The sequence below is a fragment of the Fannyhessea sp. genome (assembly GCF_986145555.1).
Genome location: NZ_CFRCNA010000011.1, coordinates 19467 through 44545 on the forward strand (window position 1 = coordinate 19467; position 25079 = coordinate 44545).

A 25079-nucleotide genomic window follows, 5' to 3' on the forward strand; every position below is an offset into this window, starting at 1 on the left:
GCCCATATACAAAAATCAGAAAAGAATGAAGATATCCTGTTAGGATGTCACGCTTATGCAAGTGCTGCGTATACATGAATAGGACCGCAAACTATCGTGCAAGCTATCGCGCAAGTAGGCGCGCACAAGCTATCATACAAACTATCGTGCAAGTGAGCCCATAGGATCCCACGGCTCAAGTACGCGTGCTTCTTCTTGCTCAAATACAGCTCTTTGTTCGGCAGTTAAATACTTGATGTCTACAACAACCTGATACACATATTCGTCAAACCATGCATCCGACAAGGTATCAAAGCCGTCACGACCGTGGTCTTTACCCCAGCTGTTTTCAACTTTCCACATAACAGGCTTTTTGTTTTCGTCTAAACGAACACCTTCAAGCACCATAGCATGAGTCATCAGTGATTCTGCGTAATCAAGGCGTGTAGCTTTATCCATGCAGCCTTCAACCTCAAAGCCAAATAACGCATCTACATCAAGTGCGCCAAGATCCATCATACCTTCATCGCGCAAGTATGATTGCGCCACATCGCAACCAAACCACACGGGCAAGTTATCGCTTAGCTGGGCAATAGCTACACGCTTAAGCTCGGACGGCTCCAAATTGAGATAGCGCACACCATGGTCTTCCCAAACATTGCCCAAACGAGAAACCGTGTAGGTATGACCAAACGGTTTATCTGCAGTTGGTGCCGAAATAAGAGAAATATAATCATCAAGATTCATGTCAACAGCACGCTTGAAAAATTCATGTGGTGTAAATGTTCCTGAGAGTACAAGCTTGTGCTCTTTATCGCGCATGCGAACGTCAAACGTTACAGGAGGCTCACCCAAACAAATGGAAAGCAAATGATAAACGTTGTTCATCATCTCTTTTTTCATCTCGTAGAGGTCTTCGTCTGTAGCTCCTGCTTCGTGCGTTTCACGTAAATTATGCGCACAACCACGCAAATAACGAGTTAAATAGCGATCCATGTCTGATGTATTGCACGAATTTGCTGTTTCGGGCATAGCTTCCTTGGGGCAAACACCATATTTTTTTACCAAGCTCTTAAACATATCCCATTGACCACCATCGCCAATAGGGTCGGTGAGCAAAAATGAAACAAGACGACCGTGCAGATCTTCGTCAACGGTGTCGATGATGTTCTCCAAAAACCAGTTACTTTTTTCCATTTTGTCCCAAAAGAGGGGATATGCTTGCGAAAGCTCAAAGGTATCAAGATTATACTTTTTGATAATGCGGTAGCGCATGGTATTGAGTGACGCAAACATCCAACAACGTCCAGAACGTTGTTGATTGCAGCGCTTTCCTTGCGTTACTTCGATATCAAAATCAAGCGTATTTTGTGCAACGCCCTCGGGCACGCGCGCTGCTTTTCGTACACCGTTAGAACTTGCTGCATTTTTTGCAACTTGATTTGCGCGTTCATCAACAAAGCTGTGATGAGCGCGAAAAATATCTTCAGAAGAAATGCTGTGCATAAAATTCATGAAAACCTCCCTAAAGTACGCAGTGTTTAGTAACCACTGTCATGTTAGGTAAGCATATCATGCAATGTGGAGGTACCTTATACGAGTGAGTATTTAAGACGTAAAGCACATGACTTGTGATAAACTCGCAATACGAATACATGTTTGCTTACCGTTTGCATGTACAACAATCCTTTTATTGCAATGGGTTTTGTCAAAAATGTTTGTTACGTAGTTGTCGTACGTAGCAATTTTTTGATAGTACAAGCCAATAGAGCGTAAGCCATACATACTATTGTTTGAACGGTAAATCAGCATGTGTACCTATACAGTTCGCTTAAGCAGTAAAAGCATGTTGTGGATGCTTGTCTGCGGAAAGGCAGAGTATGAAGATTCTCTATAACGATGGACGCGTGGAAGAATGTCCTAAAGACATGGAAGAGCACGTTATTCGTCATTCATGTGCACATATGTTGGCACAGGCAGTTAAACGTTTATATCCCCAGGCTCACTTTGCATATGGTCCTGCAACCGAGACAGGATTTTATTATGATATGGAATTCCCCGAGGGCGTAAAAATCAGTGAAGATGATTTACCTGCTCTTGAGGCAGAAATGAAAAAAATCTCAAAAGAGAATCTCAAAGTTGAAACTTTTGAATTGCCACGCGCCCAAGCAATTGCTTTTCTTGAAGAGCGTGGCGAGAAATTTAAGGTAGAACATATTGGCGATTTTCCTGAGGACACACGTCTTACCTTCTATAAGCAAGGTGAATACGTTGATATGTGCACAGGCCCGCATGTGTGCTACACCAAGATGGCAAAGGCTTTTAAGCTTACGGGAGTTTCGGGTGCATATTGGAAAGCTAATAGTGATAACGAAATGCTTACCCGTATATCCGGTGTTGCATTTGTAACAAAAGAAGAGCTTGCCGAGCATGAACGCCTTATGGCAGAAGCAGAAAAACGTGACCACAGAAAGATTGGTCGCGAAATGGATCTGTTTATGGTCAACGAAGCAGGTCCTGGTTTTCCGTTTTGGTTGCCCAATGGTATGCGTATCCGCAATGCCCTTATGAACTATTGGCAAGAAATGCAAGAAAAATTTGGTTACGAGCAAATTCAAACACCTGTTATCCTTTCGCGTAAATTGTGGGAAACATCTGGTCACTGGGATCACTACAAAGAAAATATGTACACCACAAAAATTGACGAAGAAGATTTTGCCATTAAGCCTATGAACTGCCCAGGTGCATGCTTGGTATATATGAACAAACCTCGTTCGTATCGTGATTTGCCGCTTAAATTGGCAGAGGCAGGTCTTGATCACCGTCACGAGCTTAAAGGTACGCTTCACGGCTTGTTCCGCGTTCGTGAGTTTACGCAGGATGATGCGCACCTCTTTATTCGTCCCGATCAAATTTGTGATGAAGTTGCAGAGGTTACGCACCTTATTACCGCATACTACAAGCAATTTGGATTTCCGTATAAAGTTGAGCTGTCTACACGCCCCGAAAATTCTATGGGTTCAGATGAGGATTGGAAAACCGCAGAAGACGGTTTGCGCAACGCTTTGGAAACTATGGGTCTTGAGTATACGATTAACGAGGGCGACGGCGCTTTTTATGGGCCAAAAATCGACTTCCATCTTAAAGACTGCTTAGGTCGTACGTGGCAATGTGGAACTATTCAGCTTGACTTCCAATTCCCACACAACTTTAACCTTGAATATGTTGACAAAGACGGTCAAAAGAAGCGTCCAATTATGATTCACCGCGCAGGCTTTGGTTCGTTTGAGCGTTTTATTGGTATGCTTATTGAGCAGTACGAGGGTAAATTCCCTGTATGGCTGGCACCTTTGCAGGTAAAAGTTTTGCCAGTTTCCGAAAAAACGCGCGCATATGCACGCGAACTTACGCAGAAGCTGCGCGATCTTAAGATTAGAGTAAAGCTGGACGATCGCGATGAAAAAATTGGCTATAAGATTCGCGAGGCGCGCTCAATTGACCGCGTTCCCTACATGCTTATCGTAGGCGAGCAAGAGGCTCAAGCGGGCAATATTTCGGTACGAGATCGTACCAACATCACCAAGCAATATGCGTTTGATGATTTTGTTGCACTGCTTCAAACTCAAATTTCTTCTCGTCAAGACAATCAAGAAGACTAGAGCAGTACAAAAGTCTAGAGCAGTACAAAAGTCTAGAGCAGTACAAAAGTCTAGAGCAGTATAAAAGTCTAGGTCAGTACAGACTAGAGCAGCAAAAACAACTCAGATACGTGGCTTTGTGTTCTGTGCTTGGTTTGAGCACAAAGCCGCTTAAAGTTGCATCAGCTCTTGGTGGTTTACCAGACGTTTTTATGAGACTTGCATACGCTCTAGTCGCCTAACACATGTGACGTGAATCGAAGTTATTATGACATCTAACACTCATACAACTACTCAAGCATTACCTACAAAATCGCAGGTAAAAGCCAGTGCTTCGCAGGTATTAAGCGGGCTTGATCAAACAAGGGACGCGCGCGTTGCCTTGTATAAAGAGTTTCATCAACATCCCGAGCCGGCGTTTCAAGAAGTGTGGACATCTCAGCGGATATATGATGAGTTACAGGCCTCACATATTGAGGTAACTCGTATTGGTAAAACGGGACTTGTAGCGCGTATCCAAAATGGCGAGGGCGCGTGTGTTGCTATGCGTGCCGATATTGATGGTCTGCCTGTTAAAGAAGCGTCACAAAAACCCTATGCATCTACGTATACCGTACAAGACAGTACAACTGGTGCCCGTGTTCCCACCATGCATGCGTGTGGTCACGACTTTCATATTATGAGCCTGCTTTCTGCACTTAAAGCGCTGAGTGTGCATAAAGACGCTTGGAAAGGAACCTATCTTGGCGTATTTCAACCTGCCGAAGAAGTAGGTCAAGGTGCGTTGTCTATGATTCGCGAGGGCTTATGTACACAGTTTACCAAGCCCGATGTGTATTTAGGTCAGCACGTTATGCCTACACTGCCAGGAGGCTGTGTGGCAACAAAAGTAGGGGCATTTTTCTCGGCAGCATACTCTATTCGCATTACCTTACATGGTAAGGGTTCTCACGGTAGTATGCCCGAACTAGGAATCGATCCAATTGTTTTAGCAGCAAGTGTGATTATGCGTTTGCAAACTATTGTGTCGCGCGAGATGCCCTCAGATGAACGTGTCGTGCTTACCATTGGTTCTGTATCGGCAGGAAATAAAGCGAATATCATACCTGATGATGCAGTCTTATTGCTTAATACCAGAACCTATAATGCCGAGCTTGAAAAGCGCCTTTTTGCAGCAATTGAGCGCATTGTTCGTGCAGAATGCGAGGCGGCAGGTTGCACGATTGCGCCCGATATTGAATATTTTGATAGAGGACCTCTTACAAGCAATGACAAAGACACCACCGAGCGCGTTCAAGAAGCATTTACCTCGTATTTTGCTAAGCAATCATTGCAAGGCGAACCGCAAAGCGTATCGGAAGACTTTTCTTATATCCCTGATGAATGGGGTTGTCCCTATACATTTTGGACGCTGGGAGGCTTTGCGGATATGAATAATGCTCCTGCAAACCATAGCCCGCATTTTGCGCCCGATTTACAGCCAACGCTTGATCGTGGTTTTGAAGCTGCAGTTGTAGCTGCGCTTGCATGGCTTGCGTGCTAGTTTGTGCTTAGTATTTACAACATGTATACACCCTTGTGGCAAGTTTGCTGCAAGGGTGTGCTATACATTTGTGTCACTTAAGGAGAGGGTAGTATGAAAATCCATCCACCAACAGATCCTGCGGTTATTAAAGAGCTGCTTGATAAGGCACATACCGTCTATTACGATGATGATCCTGATTGCTTTGTTGACATCTATGATTCATCCAACTTAGCCGATACGCATGCACATAATCAGCCTCAACGCGTACTTGTTATTGTGCATGGCGGGTATTGGAGACAAAATATCGATTGCCACCGCCGCTTAGATGTTGCTAAATGGCTTATTGATAGACAAGAAACAGTTGTATGTGTGGAATATCGTCGTGGTGCACATGGAGCCTGGCCACAGCCACTTCTAGATGTACAGCATGCAATTTCTTTTCTTCGTAAACGCTACCCTCATTCACAGCTTGTGGCGCTTGGCCATTCAGTAGGCGGAGAGCTTGTTCTTTTGGCGTCTCACCTGTTTGATGTGGTGGTTGCGCTTGCACCTGTTACCGATGCTGCACGAATCTATGAAGAAGGAAAAGGGGATAGGGCTGCGGAGAAATATTTTGGTTCAAACGCAACGCAGGAGTTGCTTAAAAGTGCATCTCCTCGTTATCAATCGTGTCCGTCTGTTCCTACACTTATTGTGCATGGTGCACAAGACCCCGAGATTGCTCTTACGCACACGCTTGATTATATTTCGGCACCTGAGTTGTATGGGCATGTTGATGCACATATTGTTGCAGATGTCGATCACATGGATTTAGTTGATCCGCGAACATCTGCATGGCTGCCTACGTGGGCTTGGATAAATAATCATCAACAAGATGAATAGATGTAAGGCGAATAGGCATATATCGTTTTTTAGTGTTGTCTGCGCTGCGCGTGCTTGTATGCATGCCGCTTAATGTGTAGCTGTAACGTTTTGTGCAATAACATACAAATTTGAATGTTTGTCTTTGCCATCGGCATACCAATACGTAAGAAGTTTAAGCGTTGCTGTGTTGGCTATAAGGTTGAATACTTCTTGTTCAGAAAAGCTATGGGCATAGCGCATAACGCCTTGCGTATGCTTCCATCCAAGCAGGTAATCGTTGTTTTCTAGCTCGCGCACGTCAAGCGTATATCTTTGTTGTGCCGCCAGCGCGCATAGAGCCTCTTTCGTTTGCGCTTGCGCTTTGGTGCGTCCTTGTTCGGTGTTGTCAAAACACCAAAACGAAAGCACGATAATGCCGCCCTCGCGCACATGCTTACAAAGTGTTGAGAGAAACGTTTGTCTAAGCTTAAAGCTGGGAATATGATGCATAAAGCCAAAGCATACCATGAGGCTTGTGGTATGTGTAAGCTCTGCTAAGGGGTCATGTTCTTCCATGAGTCGTGATAACACATCTGTGGTATGAATAGTTACGCATGCATGCTGTGTAAGCGTATGCGAGAGCTTTTGCATGCCAAGTTGTGTAAGTGCTGATTGTTTGTCAATGCCAATGTAAGATAGCGCACCCTTGGTGCCTGCATTGGGGTAACCTTTATTGTTGTGCAGGTAGTTGATGAGAAAATCTAAGAATCTCAGGTTTCCGCATGCCACATCAATGCAGTCACAAAGATGTGTTTGTGTTAACGGTGTTTGTTCAAATAGTGTTGGTGCAACCGATACCTTGTTGTTACCAAACGTTAGCAAACCGTGTTTGAGCAGGTAATCCATTGCATATGTCCATCCATCCCATGGACGGGTGCGCGTATCAGAAAACGACTGAGCTTCCTTGTTGTAAAAGTCATTGGTAAGACTAGCCAATGTTTGCATGGTTTGTTTGTTCAATGCTCTTTCTTTCCGTTCTTTCTGCTCGCTCTATCTTTTGTGTGCAAATGTTCTACACGGAATCAAGCTTGTTGGTGCTTGGTGTTTTTTCTCGCAGGCACATCTGTTGCTCTCATATGCTCAGCATATGCGCTACACTAATACTATGACTACTGCACCAGAATACATATATCATAACACGCCACAAATTGACGATGTTCTTCTTAAGCTTATCAAGCGCGTTGAGAAAACAGGCGCGCTTACGTCTGTTCAGCTCAATGCATTTCTTAACGAATGTAACCGTGGGATTACCGCGCACGAAGAACAAACGTCAAAAAAGCAGCTTATTCCTCGGTATATGGAAGTTAAGCATTATGAACACCAGCTCTGGAAATCTTGGGGCGTAACCGATGAAACAGAACAAAAACTTATTCAAACGTTGCGTATAAAGCCCAGACGCTCTGCTTCGGGCGTGGCTACTATTACGCTTCTTACCAAACCATGGCCATGCAGCTCAAATTGTATTTTTTGTCCAAGCGATATTCGTATGCCAAAAAGTTATATGAGCCGAGAACCTGCTTGCCAGCGTGCAGAGCAGTGTTTATTCGATCCATTTTTACAAACAACCTTGCGCCTACAAGCGCTGGTGAATATGGGTCATCCAACCGATAAAATAGAAATTATTATTTTAGGCGGAACATGGAGCGAATATCCTACAGCATATCAGTGCTGGTTCATCCGCGAAGTTTTTCGCGCGCTCAATATGGGCTACGCAACACAGCAAGAAAGAAATAACATTGTCGCACGGTACGAGCGTTGTGGTTTGCGCTTTGACCCGCACGCTCGTGAAATTCATTATGAGCAAACTCAACACGATATTGACGCAGGAAAACTTACCTATAATGAGGCATTTAGTGCAGCATATACAGCTCGCGCAGCTTGGGTTAAAGCAGCCGTATTTCAGCGAGCTTCTATGGATGAAGTTCGCGAACAGCAGCGTATAAACGAAGGCGCACATCATCGTGTAGTTGGCCTTGTTATCGAAACGCGACCCGATACCATAAACGTTGAACATCTCTACCTTATGCGCGCGCTTGGTTGTACCAAAGTTCAAATGGGTATTCAGGTGCTCAACGAAGAAATTCGTCAACGTAATTTACGCAAAGGCTCACTTGATGATATAAAGCAAGCCTTTGAGCTGCTGCGTTTATTTGGATTTAAGATTCATGTGCATGCAATGGTTAATCTGTTGGGCTCAACGCCAGAAATCGATAAAAAAGACTTCAAAATGTTGGTGCATGACAGCTTGTATTTGCCCGATGAAGTAAAACTCTATCCGTGTGTGTTGGTAGATTCTGCTCGACTAAAAGCATGCTATGAGCGTGGTCTTTGGCAGGCATACACCGAAGAAGAGCTGGTAGATGTGCTGGTAAGCGATGTGCTGGCAACGCCATGTTTTACGCGTATTTCGCGTATGATCAGAGACATTTCGTCTACCGATATTATTTCGGGCAATAAAAAAGGTAATTTGCGTCAGTTAGTAGAACAAAAAATTGCACAAAGCACTACGCAACCTTGCGAAATTCGTATGCGCGAAATTGCAACAAGCATACTTGATCCGCGCACGCTTCATATGGAAGTTGTTCCGTATGCTACAAACGTTTCTACCGAGTATTTTTTGCAGTGGGTTGATGACCATAACCGTATAGCAGGCTTTTTGAGGCTTTCTCTTCCGCATAGGTCTGCGCTTGACAAATATTGCGCATGTGAACATTTTCCTATTTTGCCCCATGAGGCAATGATTAGAGAGGTCCACGTATACGGCACAACGGCTCAAATCGAAGGTCATGCTGGAACGGCTCAGCACCATGGTTTGGGTAAGCAACTTATTAGTCGTGCAAAATCTATTGCACGCGAAGCAGGCTATACATCGATAAATGTTATTTCTTCGATTGGAACACGCAAGTATTATCGCTCGCAAGGATTTATGGACGCGGGGCTCTATCAACGTGCAAATCTTGCGCGCTTAAAAGATTAGTTCGTGGTGTGTGCAGGAGTATCTACAGGTTTAATCTTAGCAATTCGCACAAGCCAGTATGAGTTTTACTGTTGTGAAGACAATAAGAAAATCTAAGTGTACTTATTAAGATTTTGTTATTCCTCTTGTATAAGAAAAAAAATATGGGTATGCTTTCTAATAGTTGATGAGCAAGTTGCAATACTTCATTTGTTCATCCTCAAATTTGTATTAGGTTCCTTGCACGTATGTTGTGCATACAAAAGGAGGTTCATATCATGACACTTAAGCCTTTGGCTGACCGAGTTTTAGTTAAGCCCGCTCCAAAAGAAGAAAAAACATCTTCGGGATTGTATATTTCAAGCGGTGCACAAGAAAAGCCTCAACGTGGTGAAGTTGTTGCAGTTGGCGCTGGTAAGTTAAACGACAAAGGCGAGCGCATTGCTTTAGACGTTAAAGTGGGAGATCAAGTTTATTACGGCAAATTTGGCGGTAATGAAGTTAAAATCGATGGCGAAACATATCTGTTGCTTCGCAGCGATGACATCTATGCAATTTTGTGCGAGTAAGTAAATTCTTATAAACACATGCAGGCACATATCTGCTCAAGTAGCAAAAACACATGATGTACCTGCGAAAAGTAGTATCTTAAATTGAAAGGAAAAGCTCAATGGCTAAAGATATTGTTTTTGGTACCGATGCTCGTGCCAAACTTGCTCACGGTGTAAATACACTTGCTGACGCTGTAACCACCACCCTTGGACCTAAGGGTCGCTACGTTGCGCTTCAGCGTTCTTACGGTGCTCCTACCATTACCAACGATGGTGTAACCGTTGCAAAGGAAGTAGAACTTAAAGATCCTATCGAAAACATGGGCGCACAGCTTGTTAAAGAAGTTGCTACAAAAACCAATGATACCGTAGGTGACGGTACTACCACAGCAACGCTTCTTGCTCAAGTTATTGTAAACGAAGGCTTGCGCAACGTTGCTGCAGGTGCAAACCCCATTGCCATTCGTCGCGGTATTGTAAAAGCTGTTAATGCTGCTGTAGAAGAAATGAAGAGTGCTTCTAAGGCAGTTTCTACTAAAGAGCAAATTGCTTCTGTTGGAACAATTTCTGCAGTAGACTCCGAAATTGGTAACAAAATTGCCGACGCTATGGAAGTTGTTGGTAAAGACGGCGTTATTACCGTAGAAGATTCTCAAACCTTTGGTATTGATATCGATACCGTTGAGGGTATGCAATTTGATAAGGGATACATTTCACCTTACTTTGCAACCAACAATGACACCATGACTGCCGAGCTCAAGAATCCTTACATCTTGATGACCGATCAAAAGATCTCTAACATTCAAGATATTCTTCCTGTTCTTGAGGGCATCCAAAAGAGCGGTTCACCTCTTCTTATCATTGCAGAAGATGTAGACGGCGAAGCATTGGCAACGCTCATTCTTAACAAGCTCCGTGGTACGCTTACCGTATGCGCTGTTAAGGCTCCTGGTTATGGTGACCGTCGTAAGCGTATGCTCGAAGATATTGCTGTTCTTACTGGTGGTCAGGCAGCTATGAAAGAGCTTGGCGTAGAGCTTACCGATGTAACAGCCGAGATGCTTGGTCGCGCTAAGTCAGTTAAGATCACGAAAGACAATACAACCATTGTTGATGGCGCAGGTTCTAAAGATGCTATCAATGAGCGTGTTGCACAAATCAATAATGAGCTTGAAAATACTACTTCTGACTTTGACAAAGAAAAGCTTCAAGAGCGCAAGGCTAAACTTGCTGGCGGTGTAGCTGTTATTAAAGTTGGCGCAGCTACCGAAGCAGAGCTTAAAGAAATCAAGAGCCGTATTGAAGACGCTCTTCAAGCAACTCGTGCAGCTGTAGAAGAAGGTATTGTAGCTGGTGGTGGTGTTGCATTCTTGCAAGCTGCAGCAGCTCTTGATAACGTTAAAACTTCAGAAGCCGATGAACAACTTGGTGTTGACATCATCCGCAAAGCTTTGATGGCTCCTGTTAAAAAGATTGCTACCAACGCCGGTTATGAAGGTTCAGTTGTAGTTGAGAAGATTTCTAACCTTCCTGCAGGTGAAGGCCTTAACTCTGCTAATGGCGAGTGGGGCGACATGATTAAGATGGGCGTTCTTGACCCAGTTAAGGTTACCCGTACTACCTTGCAAAATGCATCTTCAGTTGCTTCGTTGATTCTTATTACCGAGGCTACTATTTCAGACGAGCCAAAAGATACTTCTATTGAAGAAGCTATCTCTCGCGCAGCTGCTTCAGGTCAGCAAGGTGGCGGAATGTACTAATCGCATGACGGGTACAAAGTTACATATATAACGTTTGTATGCTTAAAGCGTTAGTGGTAATGCGTATCTGAATGTGATGTACATAAAGATTGTTATTAAACGTGCATGTCTCGAAAGAGCGTGCACGCTTTTTAGTTGTAAGCTTTTGGAAAGTTTATATCTTAAGCCCTTTTGCTCATTACCTATAGAAATGAGCTCTTATTCTTGCACACGGTCGTGATTAATAGGTGTATAAAACAGGCGTTTGATTTCGTCTTGCGTGTGAGCTTGTCCTAATACCCACATAGTTTTAGCCAGCAGCGCCTCGGTGGTCATATCAGCACCACGTAGAACACCTTCGTTATGAGCAAATGCTTGTCCAACTTCGTATACGCCTAAATCTAAACCTTCTTCAGCAACTTGTGTGGTAAGTACAAGCGTTTTACCTTGCTCTATCCAGTCTTTAAGCGCAGCCGCAAAATTATGTTGATGAGAATTGGGAATGCCGCCTATACCAAATGTTTCTAGAATAAGTGCATCATACTCTTTAGCAAGCGCGTCAAAAATGTTGGGTTTAAGCCCTGGGGTAAGTCTTAGACACATAACGCGATCGTTAAGATTCTCATAAAAGCGCACACATGAGTACGCACCTTCTTGCGATGTCTTGTAGTTGCTACATTCCGATGCCATTGGTGCATGCGGTGTGGATAAGGCTAATTGCAAAGCACTTCTGTGTTCTTGGGGTTTTTGGTTGCAAGAGCTGTGTCGTACAATTTTATTTGCGCGAATCATAGCAATCAAGGGATAATTTATGCTGGTAAACGCATTATAGCTCATGGTTTTTTGCTTACACGCACGTGTTCCGCACATAACGGATCCGCCAAATACCACATTAACATCGTAGGAATTATCATCGCACGCAAAAAGTGCTGCCTGATAAAGATTAAGTTTTGCATCGGTAAAAGCACCTGTCATAGGCTGCTGCGAACCAGTAAGCACAATAGGCTTGGGACTGTTTTGAATAAGATAAGATAGTGCGGCTGCGGTATATGCCATGGTATCGGTGCCGTGCAGCACGATAAATGCATCAAAATCATCGTAGGCATCTTTAATGCAGCGTGCAATTTGCAACCAGTGCTCGGGCAGCATATTAGTTGAATCAATATTCATAAGCTGTGTAGTCTTAAACGTGCAAATATCTTTAAGCTGTGGTACATAGCGTGCAAGCTCTTCTCCCGAAAGTGTGGGAGTAAGACCTTCTGCCATGGGTTGAGAGGCTATGGTGCCTCCTGTGGCAATAAGCAGGATATGCTTCATGTTTGTTCTCTTCATCTCGTGCGTGTTCAATAACGTATGCGCTGTGTACGCGATAAGTGCTGTGTACGCGAACCATAAGCATTACGTATTGTAACAAGAATATGTGCGCAACAACGTAGCGCCTTATAAGCTCATAGAGTCAAAACGCGCTCTCACAATACCTACATAATAGCTAACTCACTGCCGTAAATCGAATAAATATCTAAGCTAACAGCGAAAACAAGAGGGGATTGCCATATTGGTAAGATTGCCGATGAGCCCAAATTGCATAAAATGGAAGCTGAAAGTTAACTGAATATAACTTTGTTGTACAATAACATCGATTCAAAAAGTTAGCAGTGGTTAACACGTATTTACAGAGCTACAAAGCGTGTTTGAAATCGTTTTCTCTATAACCACTCGTTGTCTGGAGGTTTGCATGAACAAGTTTGGTACTATTGCAGCTTCGGCTCTTTCCGTGGGCTTAGCATTTTCTATTTTTGGTTGCGCAGGACAACAAAGCGCTCCTAAAGCACAATCTCAAAACGCTGAGACCGAGCAATCTCAAAGTGCATCTGCTGATAAAAAAGAAGCGGTAAAGGATCTCAAGGGCTGGGAAGGCACTTGGAATGACTTTAGCAAGTATCTTGATGATAAAGAGCTTGATTCCGCTTATGCTGAGAAGGCAAAAGAAGCAGGTAAGTCACCTGAGGACATTAAGAAAGAGCTTAAAGAGCGTCGTCATTCAGACTTTGGTGGTCTTGAGATCAAGGGTGACACCATCACCTTCCTTGATGGCTTTAAAGACAAGGGCGGAAAAGAAATCGGTAAAGTTACCTATAAGTTTAAAGACTCCAAGAAAGTTCAACACGGTGGTAAGGAACTTGAGTGGGATGTCTTTGAAGCAGAAGATAAAGATGCTAAATATCCTGTACTGCTCATGATGCCTGTTCACGGTGAGGAAGAGCTTGTTCACTTCCACATGCGCTATGGTAAGAATGCTGATGAACTCTTTAAGAAAGACGGTTGGTTCCCAACATTTGTTAAACCAAACAGCACGATGGATCAAATTGCCGACGAGGTTAAAGAGTAAATTTGATTTAATAATTTCTAAAAGTCCTCGCATTTGCGGGGACTTTTTGCTTACCTATATGGAGTATCAAATCGTATGAGATATTCAAGAAGAGAATTTTTGGGCCTTTGTGCTGGCGCCTGTTCCGCTACGCTTGGCGCAAGCATGTTGGGCGCATGCCGCAGAAGATCGCATGCTAAACCCGTTATTTATGCGTCTTTTTATCCCGTATTTGACTTAGTTCGCGAAGTTGCTCAAGATACGGTTGAACTGCATTCATTTATGCCACCTAATAAAGACCCTCATGTTTGGGAGCCAACGCCAAAGGGCTTGCGCGATTTAAGCGAAGCCGATCTCCTCGTGGTAAATGGTGCCAATATGGAACACTGGATTGATCAAGTTCGTGACAACTTGCCCAATTTACCTGTATTAACGCTTTCTGATGGTATTGACTTAATTACCTATCGTGGTGGTGCTGCAATGGGAGAATTTCAGTACATAGCGCGTCTTGGCGTAAGAAGCGGTACGTACGGTTTTGAATTTGGCCACACGCACCAAGACATTATGCGTGTTGCGTTCTTTAAGGCAGACGAATCTACCCCACTTGCAGATTTGGTAAAACGCGGCCGTCAGATTATGCAGCAAAAAGGCGAGGTTATTGCCCAGCATAAAACAATTGATGTTGAAGACGGTAAAGTGTATGCACTTGAGATGGGTCACGAGAGCGGATATATTGGATTTACCCTGCCCGAAGACGCAAGTTGGATTGTGCTCTCTGATAGAGCGAGTGCCGATTTGTTATCGTATCGTTTAGTTGAATCAGAAAATGGTGACGAAATTAAAGTAACGCCGCTGATGGAAGGTTCTTCATCGGGTACCGACAAAATTACCTATGATCCTCACTCATGGATTTCATTTATGAATGCTAAACAGTATTGTGCAGCTATTCATGACAAACTTTGCGATATGTATCCTGCCAATAAAGAGGAATACCGTAAGAATAAGCTTGATGTTGTTTCTCGTCTTACCGAATTGGGTGCGCAGTATAAGGAGAAATTTAAGCCTCTTACGCGCCGCGAATTTGTGGTAACGCATAATGCATATTCGTATCTGTGCAGAGATCTGGACATTAAACATTTTCCGTTGCAAGGACTTACCTCTACCGAGGCACCAGCGCTTAAAACTGTTCGTAAGGCAGTTGATTTTTGCCATCGACACAATGTAACCACTGTATTTTACGAGCTTGGAGCATCGTCTAAAGGTGCCGATACTGTTGCCGAAGAAATTGGCGGTCAGGCGGTGCCACTGGCTTCGATGGAGTACGTAAGCGAAGAGCAAGGTGCCGAGATGAACGGCTACGTTGAAATCATGAAAGACAACGTTGAAAAGATATATCAGTCACTTGTTTAGCGTATCTATTTGCACGTTTGGTACACAATTGTTTGAAGCCTAAGGAGGGTTCATGCACATAATAGATGTTTCGAACCTCAATTTTGGATATACATCCGAGTTGGTGCTCAAAGATGTCAATCTTTGTGTTGACGAGGGACAATTTATTTGTATAACTGGAGAAAATGGTTCGGGTAAATCGACGCTTTTGAAAGTTTTGCTTGGCGAGCTTAAGCATTTTGAAGGAAGCGTTAAATTATTTGGAAATGCAATTAACTCAATTAAAGACTTTAAGGATATTGGTTACGTTCCTCAAAACAGCGTTATGAATAAAGTCGCGTTTCCTACTACCTGTAGAGAAATGGTGGCTATCAATTTATATCGCTCGTTTGGCCCTGTTAAATTCCCCGGAAAAAAGCATTTTGAACGCGCAGAAAAGGCCTTAGTTGACATGGGTTTGAAAAAATATGTTCGCACGCCATTTAACGAGCTTTCTGGTGGATTGCAGCAGCGCGTTATGATTACACGTGCACTCATCAATGATCCACGTCTTTTGATTTTGGACGAGCCAACGGCAGGCGTTGATAACGAGAGTAAAGTTCGCTTTTTGGATCTTTTGGAAACAGTTACACAAGAGCGCAATATTACTGCTGTTTTGGTTTCTCACGAACTTGAACTTGTATCACGTCATATTAACTTTGATGCAACCTACCGTATTAATTCAGGAAGGATAGCTCATGTTTGATCTTCTTTCAATTTTTCAATTTGAATTTATGCGCCGAACGCTTGCTGCGGGTCTTATGCTTGCTATTGCCTTGCCGCTTATTGGTATCGTGATGATCAACCGCAAAACGTCAATGGTTTCAGACGCACTGTCGCATGTTTCGCTTATGGGTGTTGGTTTAGGCTTGATTTTTGGATTTGACCCCGTTATTGGTGCGGTATGTACGTGTATTGTTGCAGGATTCTTTATAGAAGGAATTCGTGCAAAAATGCCTCAGTTTGGCGATATGTCGGTTGCAGTAATTATGAGCGCAGGGCTTGGTATGGCAGTTGTACTTGCCGACTTTGCACCTGGTGGAAATACGTTTGAATCGTATTTGTTTGGTTCGGTTTCTGCGGTAACGGTTGTTGATCTTATAAGCACCGCAGTTGTTTTTGTGGCAACGCTTTTGGTGAGCATTATTTGTTATGCAGGTCTTTTAGACCTGGCTATTGATGTAACGCTTGCTCGTATTGCTGGAGTAAAAGTTGCGCTGGTAAATGGTGTATTTACACTGCTTGCGGCCATTATGATTGGTTTAGCTTGTAAAGTTGTAGGCGCTCTTTTGGTTGTATCTCTTGTTGCACTTCCCGTTGCAACTGCGCTTATTATCAGCCGCTCATACTTCCAAACCTGCGTGTTGTCTGTAATTTTGGGCATCATTTACACGATGGTAGGACTTATTTTCTCGTACTTTGAAGATGTTCGTCCTGGTGGAGCAATTGTTGTAGCTGCTGTTATTGGAATTGTGATATTCCTTATTGTTTCTTCGATTAAAAATAGGCTTAAACCCACCGAAGAGCGCGGCATGTCTAATGCTGCTGCCGCAAGCGCACAATAAGCACGTATGTTGAGAGCTCCTATATAGTTTAGTTACTACACAATATGTAACTACATAATAAGGCTTTGGATTACTCCAAAGCCTTATTTTTGTTCATACTCCATCACGCTTACATGGGCCTCTTAGGTGGACTTGCCCTCGTTTGTTGTGTGTCCATCGCCTAACTCTCGTTTGTGAGGTGGCCATCGTTTTGCGCGTTTAAGGCTGTCGCATAATATCCATTCAATTTGTCCGTTAACGCTTCTCATTTCATCACGCGACCAAATTTCGAGCGCATTCCATATATCGGGGTGTATGCGTAAGGGATATTGCTTTCTTATTGCCATATGCCTTGAGCTTTCGTGTTTGTGACAGTTAATACAGTGGGATATCTTGTACCTGCATGTGTGCATATCCGTTTATTGATCGTGTTTGTCCAAATAGTACCAAGCAATCAATTTCTTAAGCGGTATACACCAGATTTACTATTGATACAGCGATCCTGTATTCAGCACGGGTTGGGTTTCTGATTCGCCACAAAGAACTACCATAAGATTGCTTGCCATAGCTGCTTTTTTATCATCATCAAACGCAACTACGCCTTCTTCTGCAAGAGAGGTAAGCGCCATGTTAACCATGGATACCGCACCTTCTACAATCTTCTTACGAGCAGCAATAACTGCCTCTGCTTGCTGACGACGAAGCATTGCCTGCGCAATTTCTGGTGCGTATGCAAGGTGTGTGAGTCGAGCGTCTTCAACTGTTACGCCTGCTGGAGCAAGCTTAGCGCTTAGTTCTTGGCGAAGTCTTTGCGATACATCTTCGATATTGGAGCGAAGCGTAATAGCGGTGTTGGTGTCATCATCATCTTCCATGTGGTCATAGGCATATAAGCTTGCAACGTGACGAACTGCTGTTTCGGTTTGCATGTCTACATATGCATCGTAATTATCCACATCAAATACGGCTTTAGCTGTATCAACAACACGCCAAACAATAACAGTTGCAATTTCTATGGGATTTCCCATCTTGTCATTTACTTTAAGACGATCGCCCGTAAGTGTGCGTGCTCTAAGTGAAATAGTTGTTTTACGAACTTTTACTTGCTCGTTAGATGACGAGGAATTGCTATTAGATTCTGATAGATTGTATGCTTTATATTCTACTGATGAGCTTAAGCTGCGCGCAAAGAACGGATTTACAAAATGCAAGCCGTCTGTTTTTACCGTTCCTTTATAGTTTCCAAAGAGGATACATATACGCGCTTGTCCAGGTTGGAGTGAAAAAAGCCCCAAGTTTACTATAAACGTAGCAACTAAGAGCACAAGTGCAATACACAAGGATGCGAATGAAGGCATTTGCTGAAGCTTGTCTGCTTGAATGGCCTCCAATATAAACTGTATGAGGGCATAAAGTGCAAGCGCATAGCCTGCAATCACAAAAGGTACAACTATCCATCCGTTGAGCGTTTTTATCTCTTTTTCTTGCGTCATCTCAGATCCTTTCTCGCAAAGTTATCAATGACGTTGTTATATTGCTTATAACGCTGTCTAACCGATATGAATATGATATCACATTTATATCAAAAAAAGAACTTTTTACACACGAGTGCAAAAAGTTCGTAAAAAGAGCCTGTCCTCAAGCGCGCGTTACAAGATGAACTCGCGTATTGTGTGCCTAAAAAAGCTTGTCAAGAACCTCAAGGACACCATCCTCATTATTTGACGGTGCTTGTTTTTGAGCATAATCAGCTATTCCGTCCATAGCGTTTGCCATCGCATATCCGCAGCCTACATACGAAAGCATTTCTATATCGTTTGCAGCGTCGCCAAATGCAATACATTCTTCAGGCGTAATATTCCAGCGTTTTACCAGTAAATCTATTCCAAACGCTTTATTTATACCTGTTAAAATAAGGTCAATAGACCCGTGACCACTTGTAGTAGGAATAATGTGTGAGGGAAGCTGTGCGCGCAGCATCTGATAATACGAGTCGGTATCGTCGGGTTGCATAACTTCGCACGCTTTAAGAATGTTATCGTTGATCTCTAAAAGATTATCAACAATTTCAAGAGATGGAAAATAATATTTTACCAATCCTATAAATTCTGGCGTTGCATGGCGTTTTTCTATGTACGACGCGTGTTCTCCACAAAAAATAGTGTACAAATTGGGGTCGGGCATAACGGTATTGTAAATGGCACGTAGATCTTTTTCGTCCAAATGAGCGGTATAAATCAGCTCGCCCGAATCAACAACATATCCGCCATTTTCGGCTACATATGAAAGTGTGTCTGCATAGCCAGGGAAAGACTGTTTAAGCTGAATATACTGGTTACCACTTGCCAAAACAAAGCGTGCACCTTGTTGTGTCATGCGATGAAGAATGCGCTTAAAACGAGGCTCATCAAACTCTTTGTTATCTCGTAAAAATGTGCCGTCCATATCACTTGCTACAAGTTTAATGGTAGAACTCATAGGTAATCCTTTCTTGAGCGCCTGTAATGCTCAAAAGCGTGCCTTGCTGTTTTACCAAACCTTTGAGTGGTAGATAGTTCAAAATTCAAGACAGCTCAATTGGACGCGTTTGATTAACGCGCTTGATTAACAAACCTGCGCAAAAAGCGCTTGCTGATTACATACCGCGAACAAGGTGTTGTGCGTAACATGTCTTTGTTAGGAGCGCATAAGCTCAAGCATGGCATCAATGTCTTTTCGACCAAACGCAACGTTATCACGATCATTTACCACAATGCACGGTACGCTCATAACGTTATATTGTGCTTTAAGTTCAGGGTAGTGAGCAATGTCGTATACGTCAACCGAAACAGAAGAATTACATGCAGCAATATGCTGGGCAGCAACTACGGTATCTGGACACATGGTGCAGCTAAGACTTGCAAGAATTTTTACGTTGGTGGCACCTAATGCAGCAATAGCGTGTTTTTGCTCGTCAGTAAGTTTTTGACCAGGGCCTGCAACATTATACAAACCAAGCATAAATGAGGTAAATTCGTGACCTCCAGGAACGCCGTGAAACGCCAGTCCGCTATCTTCGCCTTGGTCATTGCATACGTGTACGCAGGGAAGATATGCTTCTTTGTTTGCTTGCTCTTGAGGAAGGATCTCCACTTGTATTTTGGACGAAATCTTATGCAATTCTGTGCAATATGCGCGCAATTCTTGAGAGAGGTTTGTTTCATCAAGCGCAAGACGCAGAATTACCGAGCGCTCCATGCGTGCACACAAGCCTTTGAGTTGCTCAACCATATCAGCGTCAAAGAGAGCGTTTGCTTTTGCTGTAGATGTATCGGTAGCGCCTGTGTCATGTTGTTGTTGCATATCATTTACACGCGTTGATGGACGACGAGGAATAAGGCCTGTTTTCTTTTGTTGGTTTACAATCGTGCGCTCCATTTCGGTAGCTGCAATTGCGGCTTCACCTGTTGCGGTTACCACTTGGCGCAAATCTTTAACGCATACATCACCTGCAGCATAGATACCTGCAGCGCTTGTTTGCTTTTGGGCATTGGTGATGATGTTTCCTCGTGCGTCTAAGTTCACAATATCGCGCATAAGTTGTGTTTCGGGCGCGTACCCTGCAAGAACAAAGACACCAAAGGTATCGTTTGGCGCAGCTTCATAGGTATGAAGCTCACCAGTTTTATTATTTTTAGTTACCAATTTAGAAGGCATGGTATCACCGGTGAGTTCGGCCACTTCGGTATTGGTATGGATGGTAATTTTTTCGTTTGCGCGCGCCGCATCGGTAGAGGCTGCAGCGCAGGTAAAATCATCCTCGCGAATAAGAATATGTACGTGCTTTGCATATTTGGTAAGAAATACACTTTCTTCGGCAGCAGCAAAGCCTCCACCTACCACAAAGACGTCTTTGCCCGTAAAGAATTCACCATCGCAGGTTGCACAATATGCAACGCCGTGACCTTGGAACCTCTCTTCACCAGGGAATCCAATTTTTCGAGGTGCAGAACCAATTGCCAAAAGAATGCTCAAGGTTGAGAAATCGCCTTTGGTGGTATGTACAATTTTTATGTCGCCGTCTGATTCAATGCGAGTTACTTCTGCAAGCATAAGCTCAGCGCCAAAAGATTCTGCTTGACGGCGCATAGTATCGGTGAGTGCCTTTCCGCTTATGCGCTCAACGCCAGGATAATTAACAACTTCGTTGGTAATGGTGATTTGCCCACCAAATTGCTTTTTCTCAACAATTAAGACGCGATACCGAGCGCGCGCGAGGTAAATACCTGCAGTTAATCCAGCAGGTCCTCCACCTACAATAATTGCGTCGTAGAGCGTGTCAAGCTGTGGTGTATTAGATTGTGTCGTATTGTTTGGTAGAGCGTCGTTTAGAGCATGTTTATTTTGATCCATGACAATCCTTTCAGTGCAAAATATGGTCGTTATGCGTGTAACGAGGTAATACTTAAGCAAGCGTGGTTTGAAATCGTGCAGTTTGAAATCAAGCGGTTAATATCAAGCGGTTAATATCAAGCGGTTTGCAATTTGGTGATTTGAAATCGAGCTATCCTTAAAACTACGATAAAAGCCCGCGCAACTGCAACGGGCTTTTACTGAGTATGCGAGCGAATATAAGCTCTTTACACGCGATTAAAGTTGCCCAACTAAGTCAAGGCTTGGCTTAAGCGTATCTTCGCCGGGTTGCCATTTTGCAGGACATACTTGGTCACCATGAGCGCGTACAAATTGTGCAGCCTCCAGCAAGCGGAGTAATTCTTTTGCCTCGCGTCCAATGCTTCCCGAAGTCACTTCGTATACCTGAATTTTACCGTCAGGATCTACGATAAATGCTCCGCGCTCTGCTAAACCACTTTCTTCAATTAACACGTCAAAGTCGCGTGCAAGAACGCAGGCAGGGTCTGCAAGCATAGGATATTGCACTTTGCTTACACGATCTGAGTGATCGTGCCATGCTTTGTGAACAAAGTGAGAGTCACATGAAACGGAATAAATTTCGCAGTGAGCTTTTTTGAAATTATCATATTCTTCGGCAAGCTCTTCAAGCTCGGTAGGGCATACAAATGAAAAGTCTGCAGGATAGAAGAAGAACAATGACCATTTTTCATTGCCGTCTTTGTCTTTGCCGATAACATCATTTTTGGTAACTACCGAAAATGTATCGTTTTGATAAGCCTGTACTGAAAAATCGCCAATTTCTTTTCCGATAAGAGACATGTGTTCCTCCTAAAAACATGACTTACGTTACCTTTCCTTAGGTACATAGTTTCTATTTCCTTATTCGATTGTTCTATACACATCTTCTATGCGCATACATTAAAAATTCGTAAATGGGCGAGCGTGTCATAATAAACACGTGTTCTTGGCTGATACGCGCAATTTAGTCATGCTCTTAACTTGCGTTTTGTTCGTCTTCCAAAAGGTCATCAATGTTACCCGCGCAATAGCGCGTACATACAAGATCTGCTGTGTCGAGCGTTTGTGCTATATCGATATCTGCACTCATACCAAAGTCGCAATCACCGTCGCTATCCAAAAACATTTGACGCACGCACCACGTGCCCAATTTTTCGTCCGTGGTGTCAAAGGTACAATAGGTGTTTGATCGAGCGTCTGCAGTAAGCTCTATTTGGTCGTGAGCCTCATAAAATTCGTCCAATACACGCGTCCATTGTCGCGCGTGCCAGCCCCATGCGCCGTCGAGTTCGCCTAAAGCCGAAGCATCATGTTGAGCGGCTTTAACAACGCGCTGGAACAAAGCATTGTGAATAAAGATCATAAGTCCGCGTCTATCGGGGACGAGATCTTGCGTTTGAGGCATACGCGGCGGCTCAGCTGCGTGTATAAGGCTGTTACCTTGCCATTCATCAAGTAACGACGAGTCGGTTGTACTAATGAGTACGTGAAGCCATGAAATAATATCGTGGAGTTTATCATCAAGCTTGGACTCAGGAATTGTTTTCGCTAAAAATCGCCATACGTCTGATAAGTATCTAAGCAGCGTTCCTTCATTTTTAATGATGCCTACAACGTGCACATAGGTTTTAAAATCGCATGCTGTTTCAAGCATATTTCTTACGATAGATTTTGGCATAGGCGCAAAATCACGCGCCCAGGGTACTTGAGCACTATAATTTTCATAGGCAGTTTTGATAAGCGATTCTAAAGGCTTTTCGTAGCTTACGTCTTCGAGGCGCTCCAGCCGCTCTTCGTATTCGATACCTTCTGCCTTCATACGGCTCATAGCCTCGTTTTTTGCCTTTTTAAGCAATGCTTTCATAATTTGCGGTGGATTATCAAGCGCCGACTCAGCAAGAGAAACAACATCAAGTGCATAACTTGGACTTAAAGGATCTAATAATTCAAGCGCCGCAAGAACAAATGGCGCAAGTGGCTGATTAAGAGCAAAATCCTCGGGGATTTCAATGGTGGGTTTATAGGTAGCTTGTATCCAGCGTTTGGGCTCGGCTACGCGCGCAAAAAGCGGGTTTGTGTCAAGGTCATCTTCTTTATATGCTGCGTCCGTTGCGCTTAGTGCGTCTGTTACATCCGTTACGTCTGTTGCGCTCGTTGTGTCTGCCATGCCTGTCGCGTCTGCTTTATCTGTCACTTCTGTTACATTAGAATCAAAATCCTGACAAACCTGTTCAATAACGCCCGAATCAAGAAGCGTCGCAAAAATTTCCTGCGTTCTTCCCAAAAGCTGAGTTTTTTCTTCATCGGGGATAAACGAATTCATAATGAGAAATACAATGCGGCGAAAAGCGTGGCCTTGTTGCATAACTTCTGCAAGTACAAGTGCATGCGATATTTTAAGATGTGCGCGCAGCTCTTCTGGAGAACTTTCAATAAGCTTGTGAAACGTTTTTTCGCTCCAACTCAAAAATCCTGCTGGTTGAGAAGGCGCTTTTATGCGTCTAAGTTTTTTAGGATCGCCTTGCGCCTTTGCCTGTGCTTTAAGGCGTTCGATTTCATACACCGTTGCCTGCGCCTGCACCACGCCTTCGGTATCAAAACCGCACCTACCTGCTCTACCTGCAATTTGATGGAATTCTCGCGCATTCAGATGGCGCAGGTGCCGTCCGTCAAATTTAGTGAGCGAGTTAAAAATCACGGTATGGATTGGAACATTGATTCCAACGCCTAAGGTATCTGTTCCGCAGATAACTGGTAAGAGTCCTTGTTGCGCAAGTTTTTCTACCAAAAGTCTGTAGCGTGGCAACATTCCTGCATGATGTATGCCAACCCCACATGTGAGCAAGTGTTTAAGCGATTTACCATATGACGTGGTAAAACGAACGTTTTGCAAAAATGTTTTGATTTTTTCGCGCTCCTCTTTGGTAGAAATACCAAAATTGGCAAGCGCACGAGCGCTTTTTTCGGCCTCGCTTTGTGCAAAATGCACAATATACAAAGGAGCTTCTTGTGCTTGCAAGGCTACCTTAACACTTGCTTCTAAGGATGTAGTAGCGTAGGCAAAGCGCAGAGGTACAGGACGAGGGGCATTGAGCACCGCGTCAACGTGTCTTTTGGTCATGCGCTCCAAACGTGCTGAGAGCGCGCTCATATTGCCAAGTGTGGCGCTCATAAGGAGAAACTGTGTATGCGGAAGGGTAAGCAGAGGTACTTGCCACGCCCAGCCACGGTCTTTATCGGCATAGTAGTGAAATTCGTCCATACACACTGCCGAAATATCAGAGCTCGATCCAAAACGCAAAGCGTCATACGCAAGAATTTCTGCCGTACAACAAATAAGAGGAGCTTCGCTATTGATAACAACGTCACCGGTAATCATACCTACTAAGTCTTTGCCAAAGAGGGCAGTAAGTTCAAAAAACTTTTCGCTTACCAGTGCTTTTATAGGAGCGGTATAGTACATGACACCATTTTGAACTAAGGTAAAATAACACATTCCAAGGGCAACCATCGATTTTCCCGAACCAGTAGGCGTTCCTAAAATAACGTGGTTGCCGCTTGCAAGGTCTAAAAGCGCCTCTTCTTGATGATCCCAGAGTGCTTTGCCCGAATCCTCTGCCCAGTTTATAAATCGCTCAAGCGCCGTTTCTGGATCAAGGTGTTCAAGATTTCCCTGTTCATCAAGGGGTAAGAGCTTATATAACGAAGGAAGTTCATCCGTATGGACACAAGATTCGTCTGAGTTGGTACTATTGTCTTGCTCATCTAGGGGTGTTGTTGTAGTAGGAGATGAAATGGCGTTTGTTGGTACATTCATGTGTGCTCGATTTCTGTCCGTTGGCTTTATATGTATATTTCTTTTCTCTTGAGTCACTTATTATAATATAGTCAACTGTGTTGTTTAACTGATATTGAATGGATTTTAGCTCGTGGAATTCTACTCTTTAATGTTCGTATGCCGTCTTCTGCTTGCAAAAACAACCTACCACGCATTATGAAATACCGTCTCAACCATACATACACCAATTAGCCAGA

General features: G+C 43.6%; 19 protein-coding genes. 10 read left to right on the forward strand and 9 right to left on the reverse strand.

Annotation, left to right across the window (positions count from 1 at the left end; translation table 11 throughout):
* Nucleotides 1-141: 141 nt before the first annotated feature.
* On the reverse strand, nucleotides 142-1494 hold the full coding sequence (locus AC5GD6_RS03530; RefSeq protein ID WP_491846250.1) for a C1 family peptidase: 1353 nt from the start codon (nucleotides 1492-1494) through the stop codon (nucleotides 142-144).
* 365 nt (nucleotides 1495-1859) lie between these two features.
* Here AC5GD6_RS03530 and thrS point away from each other — a divergent pair, with 365 nt between their 5' ends.
* The 3 genes from thrS (at nucleotide 1860) to AC5GD6_RS03545 (ending at nucleotide 6024) form a co-directional block, all read left to right on the forward strand.
* Nucleotides 1860-3638, forward strand: coding sequence for a threonine--tRNA ligase (gene thrS / locus AC5GD6_RS03535; protein WP_491846251.1), 1779 nt, complete (start codon nucleotides 1860-1862; stop codon nucleotides 3636-3638).
* Between the two features lie 247 nt (nucleotides 3639-3885).
* Nucleotides 3886-5160 (forward strand): amidohydrolase, encoded by a 1275-nt coding sequence (locus AC5GD6_RS03540; protein WP_491846252.1) that lies wholly within the window; start codon nucleotides 3886-3888, stop codon nucleotides 5158-5160.
* A 93-nt stretch (nucleotides 5161-5253) separates the two neighbouring features.
* Nucleotides 5254-6024: an alpha/beta hydrolase gene (locus tag AC5GD6_RS03545; protein WP_311444544.1), complete on the forward strand. Its 771-nt coding sequence runs from the start codon at nucleotides 5254-5256 to the stop codon at nucleotides 6022-6024.
* Nucleotides 6025-6093: 69 nt separating this feature from the next.
* On the opposite strand, the gene AC5GD6_RS03550 is transcribed toward AC5GD6_RS03545, so the two are convergent.
* Entirely contained in the window at nucleotides 6094-7005 is a 912-nt protein-coding gene (locus AC5GD6_RS03550) for a class I SAM-dependent methyltransferase (protein ID WP_420027479.1), read from the reverse strand.
* A gap of 145 nt (nucleotides 7006-7150) precedes the next feature.
* On the opposite strand from AC5GD6_RS03550, the gene AC5GD6_RS03555 reads away from it, so the two are divergent.
* The 3 genes from AC5GD6_RS03555 (at nucleotide 7151) to groL (ending at nucleotide 11312) form a co-directional block, all read left to right on the forward strand.
* Nucleotides 7151-9022, forward strand: a complete 1872-nt coding sequence (locus tag AC5GD6_RS03555) for an elongator complex protein 3 (RefSeq protein ID WP_491846253.1) — start codon at nucleotides 7151-7153, stop codon at nucleotides 9020-9022.
* Nucleotides 9023-9279: 257 nt separating this feature from the next.
* Complete coding sequence (locus AC5GD6_RS03560; RefSeq protein ID WP_035434662.1) at nucleotides 9280-9570, forward strand: co-chaperone GroES; 291 nt, start codon at nucleotides 9280-9282, stop codon at nucleotides 9568-9570.
* 101 nt (nucleotides 9571-9671) lie between these two features.
* The gene (gene groL, locus AC5GD6_RS03565) at nucleotides 9672-11312 is read left to right on the forward strand and encodes a chaperonin GroEL (protein ID WP_048596256.1); all 1641 of its coding nucleotides are present in this window, start codon (nucleotides 9672-9674) and stop codon (nucleotides 11310-11312) included.
* 198 nt (nucleotides 11313-11510) lie between these two features.
* Here groL and AC5GD6_RS03570 read toward each other — a convergent pair whose 3' ends face one another.
* Nucleotides 11511-12608 carry an asparaginase gene (locus AC5GD6_RS03570; RefSeq protein ID WP_491846254.1) on the reverse strand — a complete coding sequence of 366 codons (1098 nt, stop codon included), beginning with the start codon at nucleotides 12606-12608 and terminating at the stop codon, nucleotides 11511-11513.
* 418 nt (nucleotides 12609-13026) lie between these two features.
* On the opposite strand from AC5GD6_RS03570, the gene AC5GD6_RS03575 reads away from it, so the two are divergent.
* From AC5GD6_RS03575 to AC5GD6_RS03590, 4 genes are all read left to right on the forward strand, one after another.
* A complete protein-coding gene (locus tag AC5GD6_RS03575) occupies nucleotides 13027-13680 on the forward strand; it encodes a ZinT/AdcA family metal-binding protein (protein WP_464359632.1) in 654 nt (217 codons plus the stop codon).
* Nucleotides 13681-13755: 75 nt separating this feature from the next.
* Complete coding sequence (locus AC5GD6_RS03580; protein ID WP_491846255.1) at nucleotides 13756-15069, forward strand: metal ABC transporter solute-binding protein, Zn/Mn family; 1314 nt, start codon at nucleotides 13756-13758, stop codon at nucleotides 15067-15069.
* Between the two features lie 52 nt (nucleotides 15070-15121).
* Nucleotides 15122-15793 carry a metal ABC transporter ATP-binding protein gene (locus AC5GD6_RS03585; RefSeq protein ID WP_416429142.1) on the forward strand — a complete coding sequence of 224 codons (672 nt, stop codon included), beginning with the start codon at nucleotides 15122-15124 and terminating at the stop codon, nucleotides 15791-15793.
* On the forward strand, nucleotides 15786-16652 hold the full coding sequence (locus tag AC5GD6_RS03590) for a metal ABC transporter permease (protein ID WP_061103145.1): 867 nt from the start codon (nucleotides 15786-15788) through the stop codon (nucleotides 16650-16652). Before AC5GD6_RS03585 ends, AC5GD6_RS03590 begins: the two co-directional genes overlap by 8 nt.
* A 122-nt stretch (nucleotides 16653-16774) precedes the next feature.
* Here the strand turns inward: AC5GD6_RS03590 and AC5GD6_RS03595 are convergent, their stop codons facing one another.
* From AC5GD6_RS03595 to AC5GD6_RS03620, 6 genes are all read right to left on the reverse strand, one after another.
* On the reverse strand, nucleotides 16775-16978 hold the full coding sequence (locus AC5GD6_RS03595) for a type II toxin-antitoxin system antitoxin (protein ID WP_082734868.1): 204 nt from the start codon (nucleotides 16976-16978) through the stop codon (nucleotides 16775-16777).
* 138 nt (nucleotides 16979-17116) lie between these two features.
* On the reverse strand, nucleotides 17117-18124 hold the full coding sequence (locus tag AC5GD6_RS03600; protein ID WP_491846256.1) for an SPFH domain-containing protein: 1008 nt from the start codon (nucleotides 18122-18124) through the stop codon (nucleotides 17117-17119).
* A 184-nt stretch (nucleotides 18125-18308) separates the two neighbouring features.
* Entirely contained in the window at nucleotides 18309-19109 is an 801-nt protein-coding gene (locus AC5GD6_RS03605; RefSeq protein ID WP_276791355.1) for a Cof-type HAD-IIB family hydrolase, read from the reverse strand.
* Nucleotides 19110-19307: 198 nt separating this feature from the next.
* Nucleotides 19308-21023, reverse strand: coding sequence for an FAD-dependent oxidoreductase (locus AC5GD6_RS03610; RefSeq protein WP_491846257.1), 1716 nt, complete (start codon nucleotides 21021-21023; stop codon nucleotides 19308-19310).
* A gap of 237 nt (nucleotides 21024-21260) precedes the next feature.
* A complete protein-coding gene (ahpC, locus tag AC5GD6_RS03615; protein ID WP_006303389.1) occupies nucleotides 21261-21845 on the reverse strand; it encodes an alkyl hydroperoxide reductase subunit C in 585 nt (194 codons plus the stop codon).
* 175 nt (nucleotides 21846-22020) lie between these two features.
* Nucleotides 22021-24861, reverse strand: a complete 2841-nt coding sequence (locus tag AC5GD6_RS03620; RefSeq protein WP_491846258.1) for a DEAD/DEAH box helicase — start codon at nucleotides 24859-24861, stop codon at nucleotides 22021-22023.
* Between the last annotated feature and the right edge of the window lie 218 nt (nucleotides 24862-25079).

Coding starts and splice junctions, on each gene's coding strand:
- AC5GD6_RS03530 (WP_491846250.1), bottom strand. CDS start 1,494: ATGAATTTTATGCACAGCATTTCTTCTGAAGATATTTTTCGCGCTCAT.
- thrS (WP_491846251.1), top strand. CDS start 1,860: ATGAAGATTCTCTATAACGATGGACGCGTGGAAGAATGTCCTAAAGAC.
- AC5GD6_RS03540 (WP_491846252.1), top strand. CDS start 3,886: ATGACATCTAACACTCATACAACTACTCAAGCATTACCTACAAAATCG.
- AC5GD6_RS03545 (WP_311444544.1), top strand. CDS start 5,254: ATGAAAATCCATCCACCAACAGATCCTGCGGTTATTAAAGAGCTGCTT.
- AC5GD6_RS03555 (WP_491846253.1), top strand. CDS start 7,151: ATGACTACTGCACCAGAATACATATATCATAACACGCCACAAATTGAC.
- AC5GD6_RS03560 (WP_035434662.1), top strand. CDS start 9,280: ATGACACTTAAGCCTTTGGCTGACCGAGTTTTAGTTAAGCCCGCTCCA.
- groL (WP_048596256.1), top strand. CDS start 9,672: ATGGCTAAAGATATTGTTTTTGGTACCGATGCTCGTGCCAAACTTGCT.
- AC5GD6_RS03570 (WP_491846254.1), bottom strand. CDS start 12,608: ATGAAGCATATCCTGCTTATTGCCACAGGAGGCACCATAGCCTCTCAA.
- AC5GD6_RS03575 (WP_464359632.1), top strand. CDS start 13,027: ATGAACAAGTTTGGTACTATTGCAGCTTCGGCTCTTTCCGTGGGCTTA.
- AC5GD6_RS03580 (WP_491846255.1), top strand. CDS start 13,756: ATGAGATATTCAAGAAGAGAATTTTTGGGCCTTTGTGCTGGCGCCTGT.
- AC5GD6_RS03585 (WP_416429142.1), top strand. CDS start 15,122: ATGCACATAATAGATGTTTCGAACCTCAATTTTGGATATACATCCGAG.
- AC5GD6_RS03590 (WP_061103145.1), top strand. CDS start 15,786: ATGTTTGATCTTCTTTCAATTTTTCAATTTGAATTTATGCGCCGAACG.
- AC5GD6_RS03595 (WP_082734868.1), bottom strand. CDS start 16,978: ATGGCAATAAGAAAGCAATATCCCTTACGCATACACCCCGATATATGG.
- AC5GD6_RS03600 (WP_491846256.1), bottom strand. CDS start 18,124: ATGACGCAAGAAAAAGAGATAAAAACGCTCAACGGATGGATAGTTGTA.
- AC5GD6_RS03605 (WP_276791355.1), bottom strand. CDS start 19,109: ATGAGTTCTACCATTAAACTTGTAGCAAGTGATATGGACGGCACATTT.
- AC5GD6_RS03610 (WP_491846257.1), bottom strand. CDS start 21,023: ATGGATCAAAATAAACATGCTCTAAACGACGCTCTACCAAACAATACG.
- ahpC (WP_006303389.1), bottom strand. CDS start 21,845: ATGTCTCTTATCGGAAAAGAAATTGGCGATTTTTCAGTACAGGCTTAT.
- AC5GD6_RS03620 (WP_491846258.1), bottom strand. CDS start 24,861: ATGAATGTACCAACAAACGCCATTTCATCTCCTACTACAACAACACCC.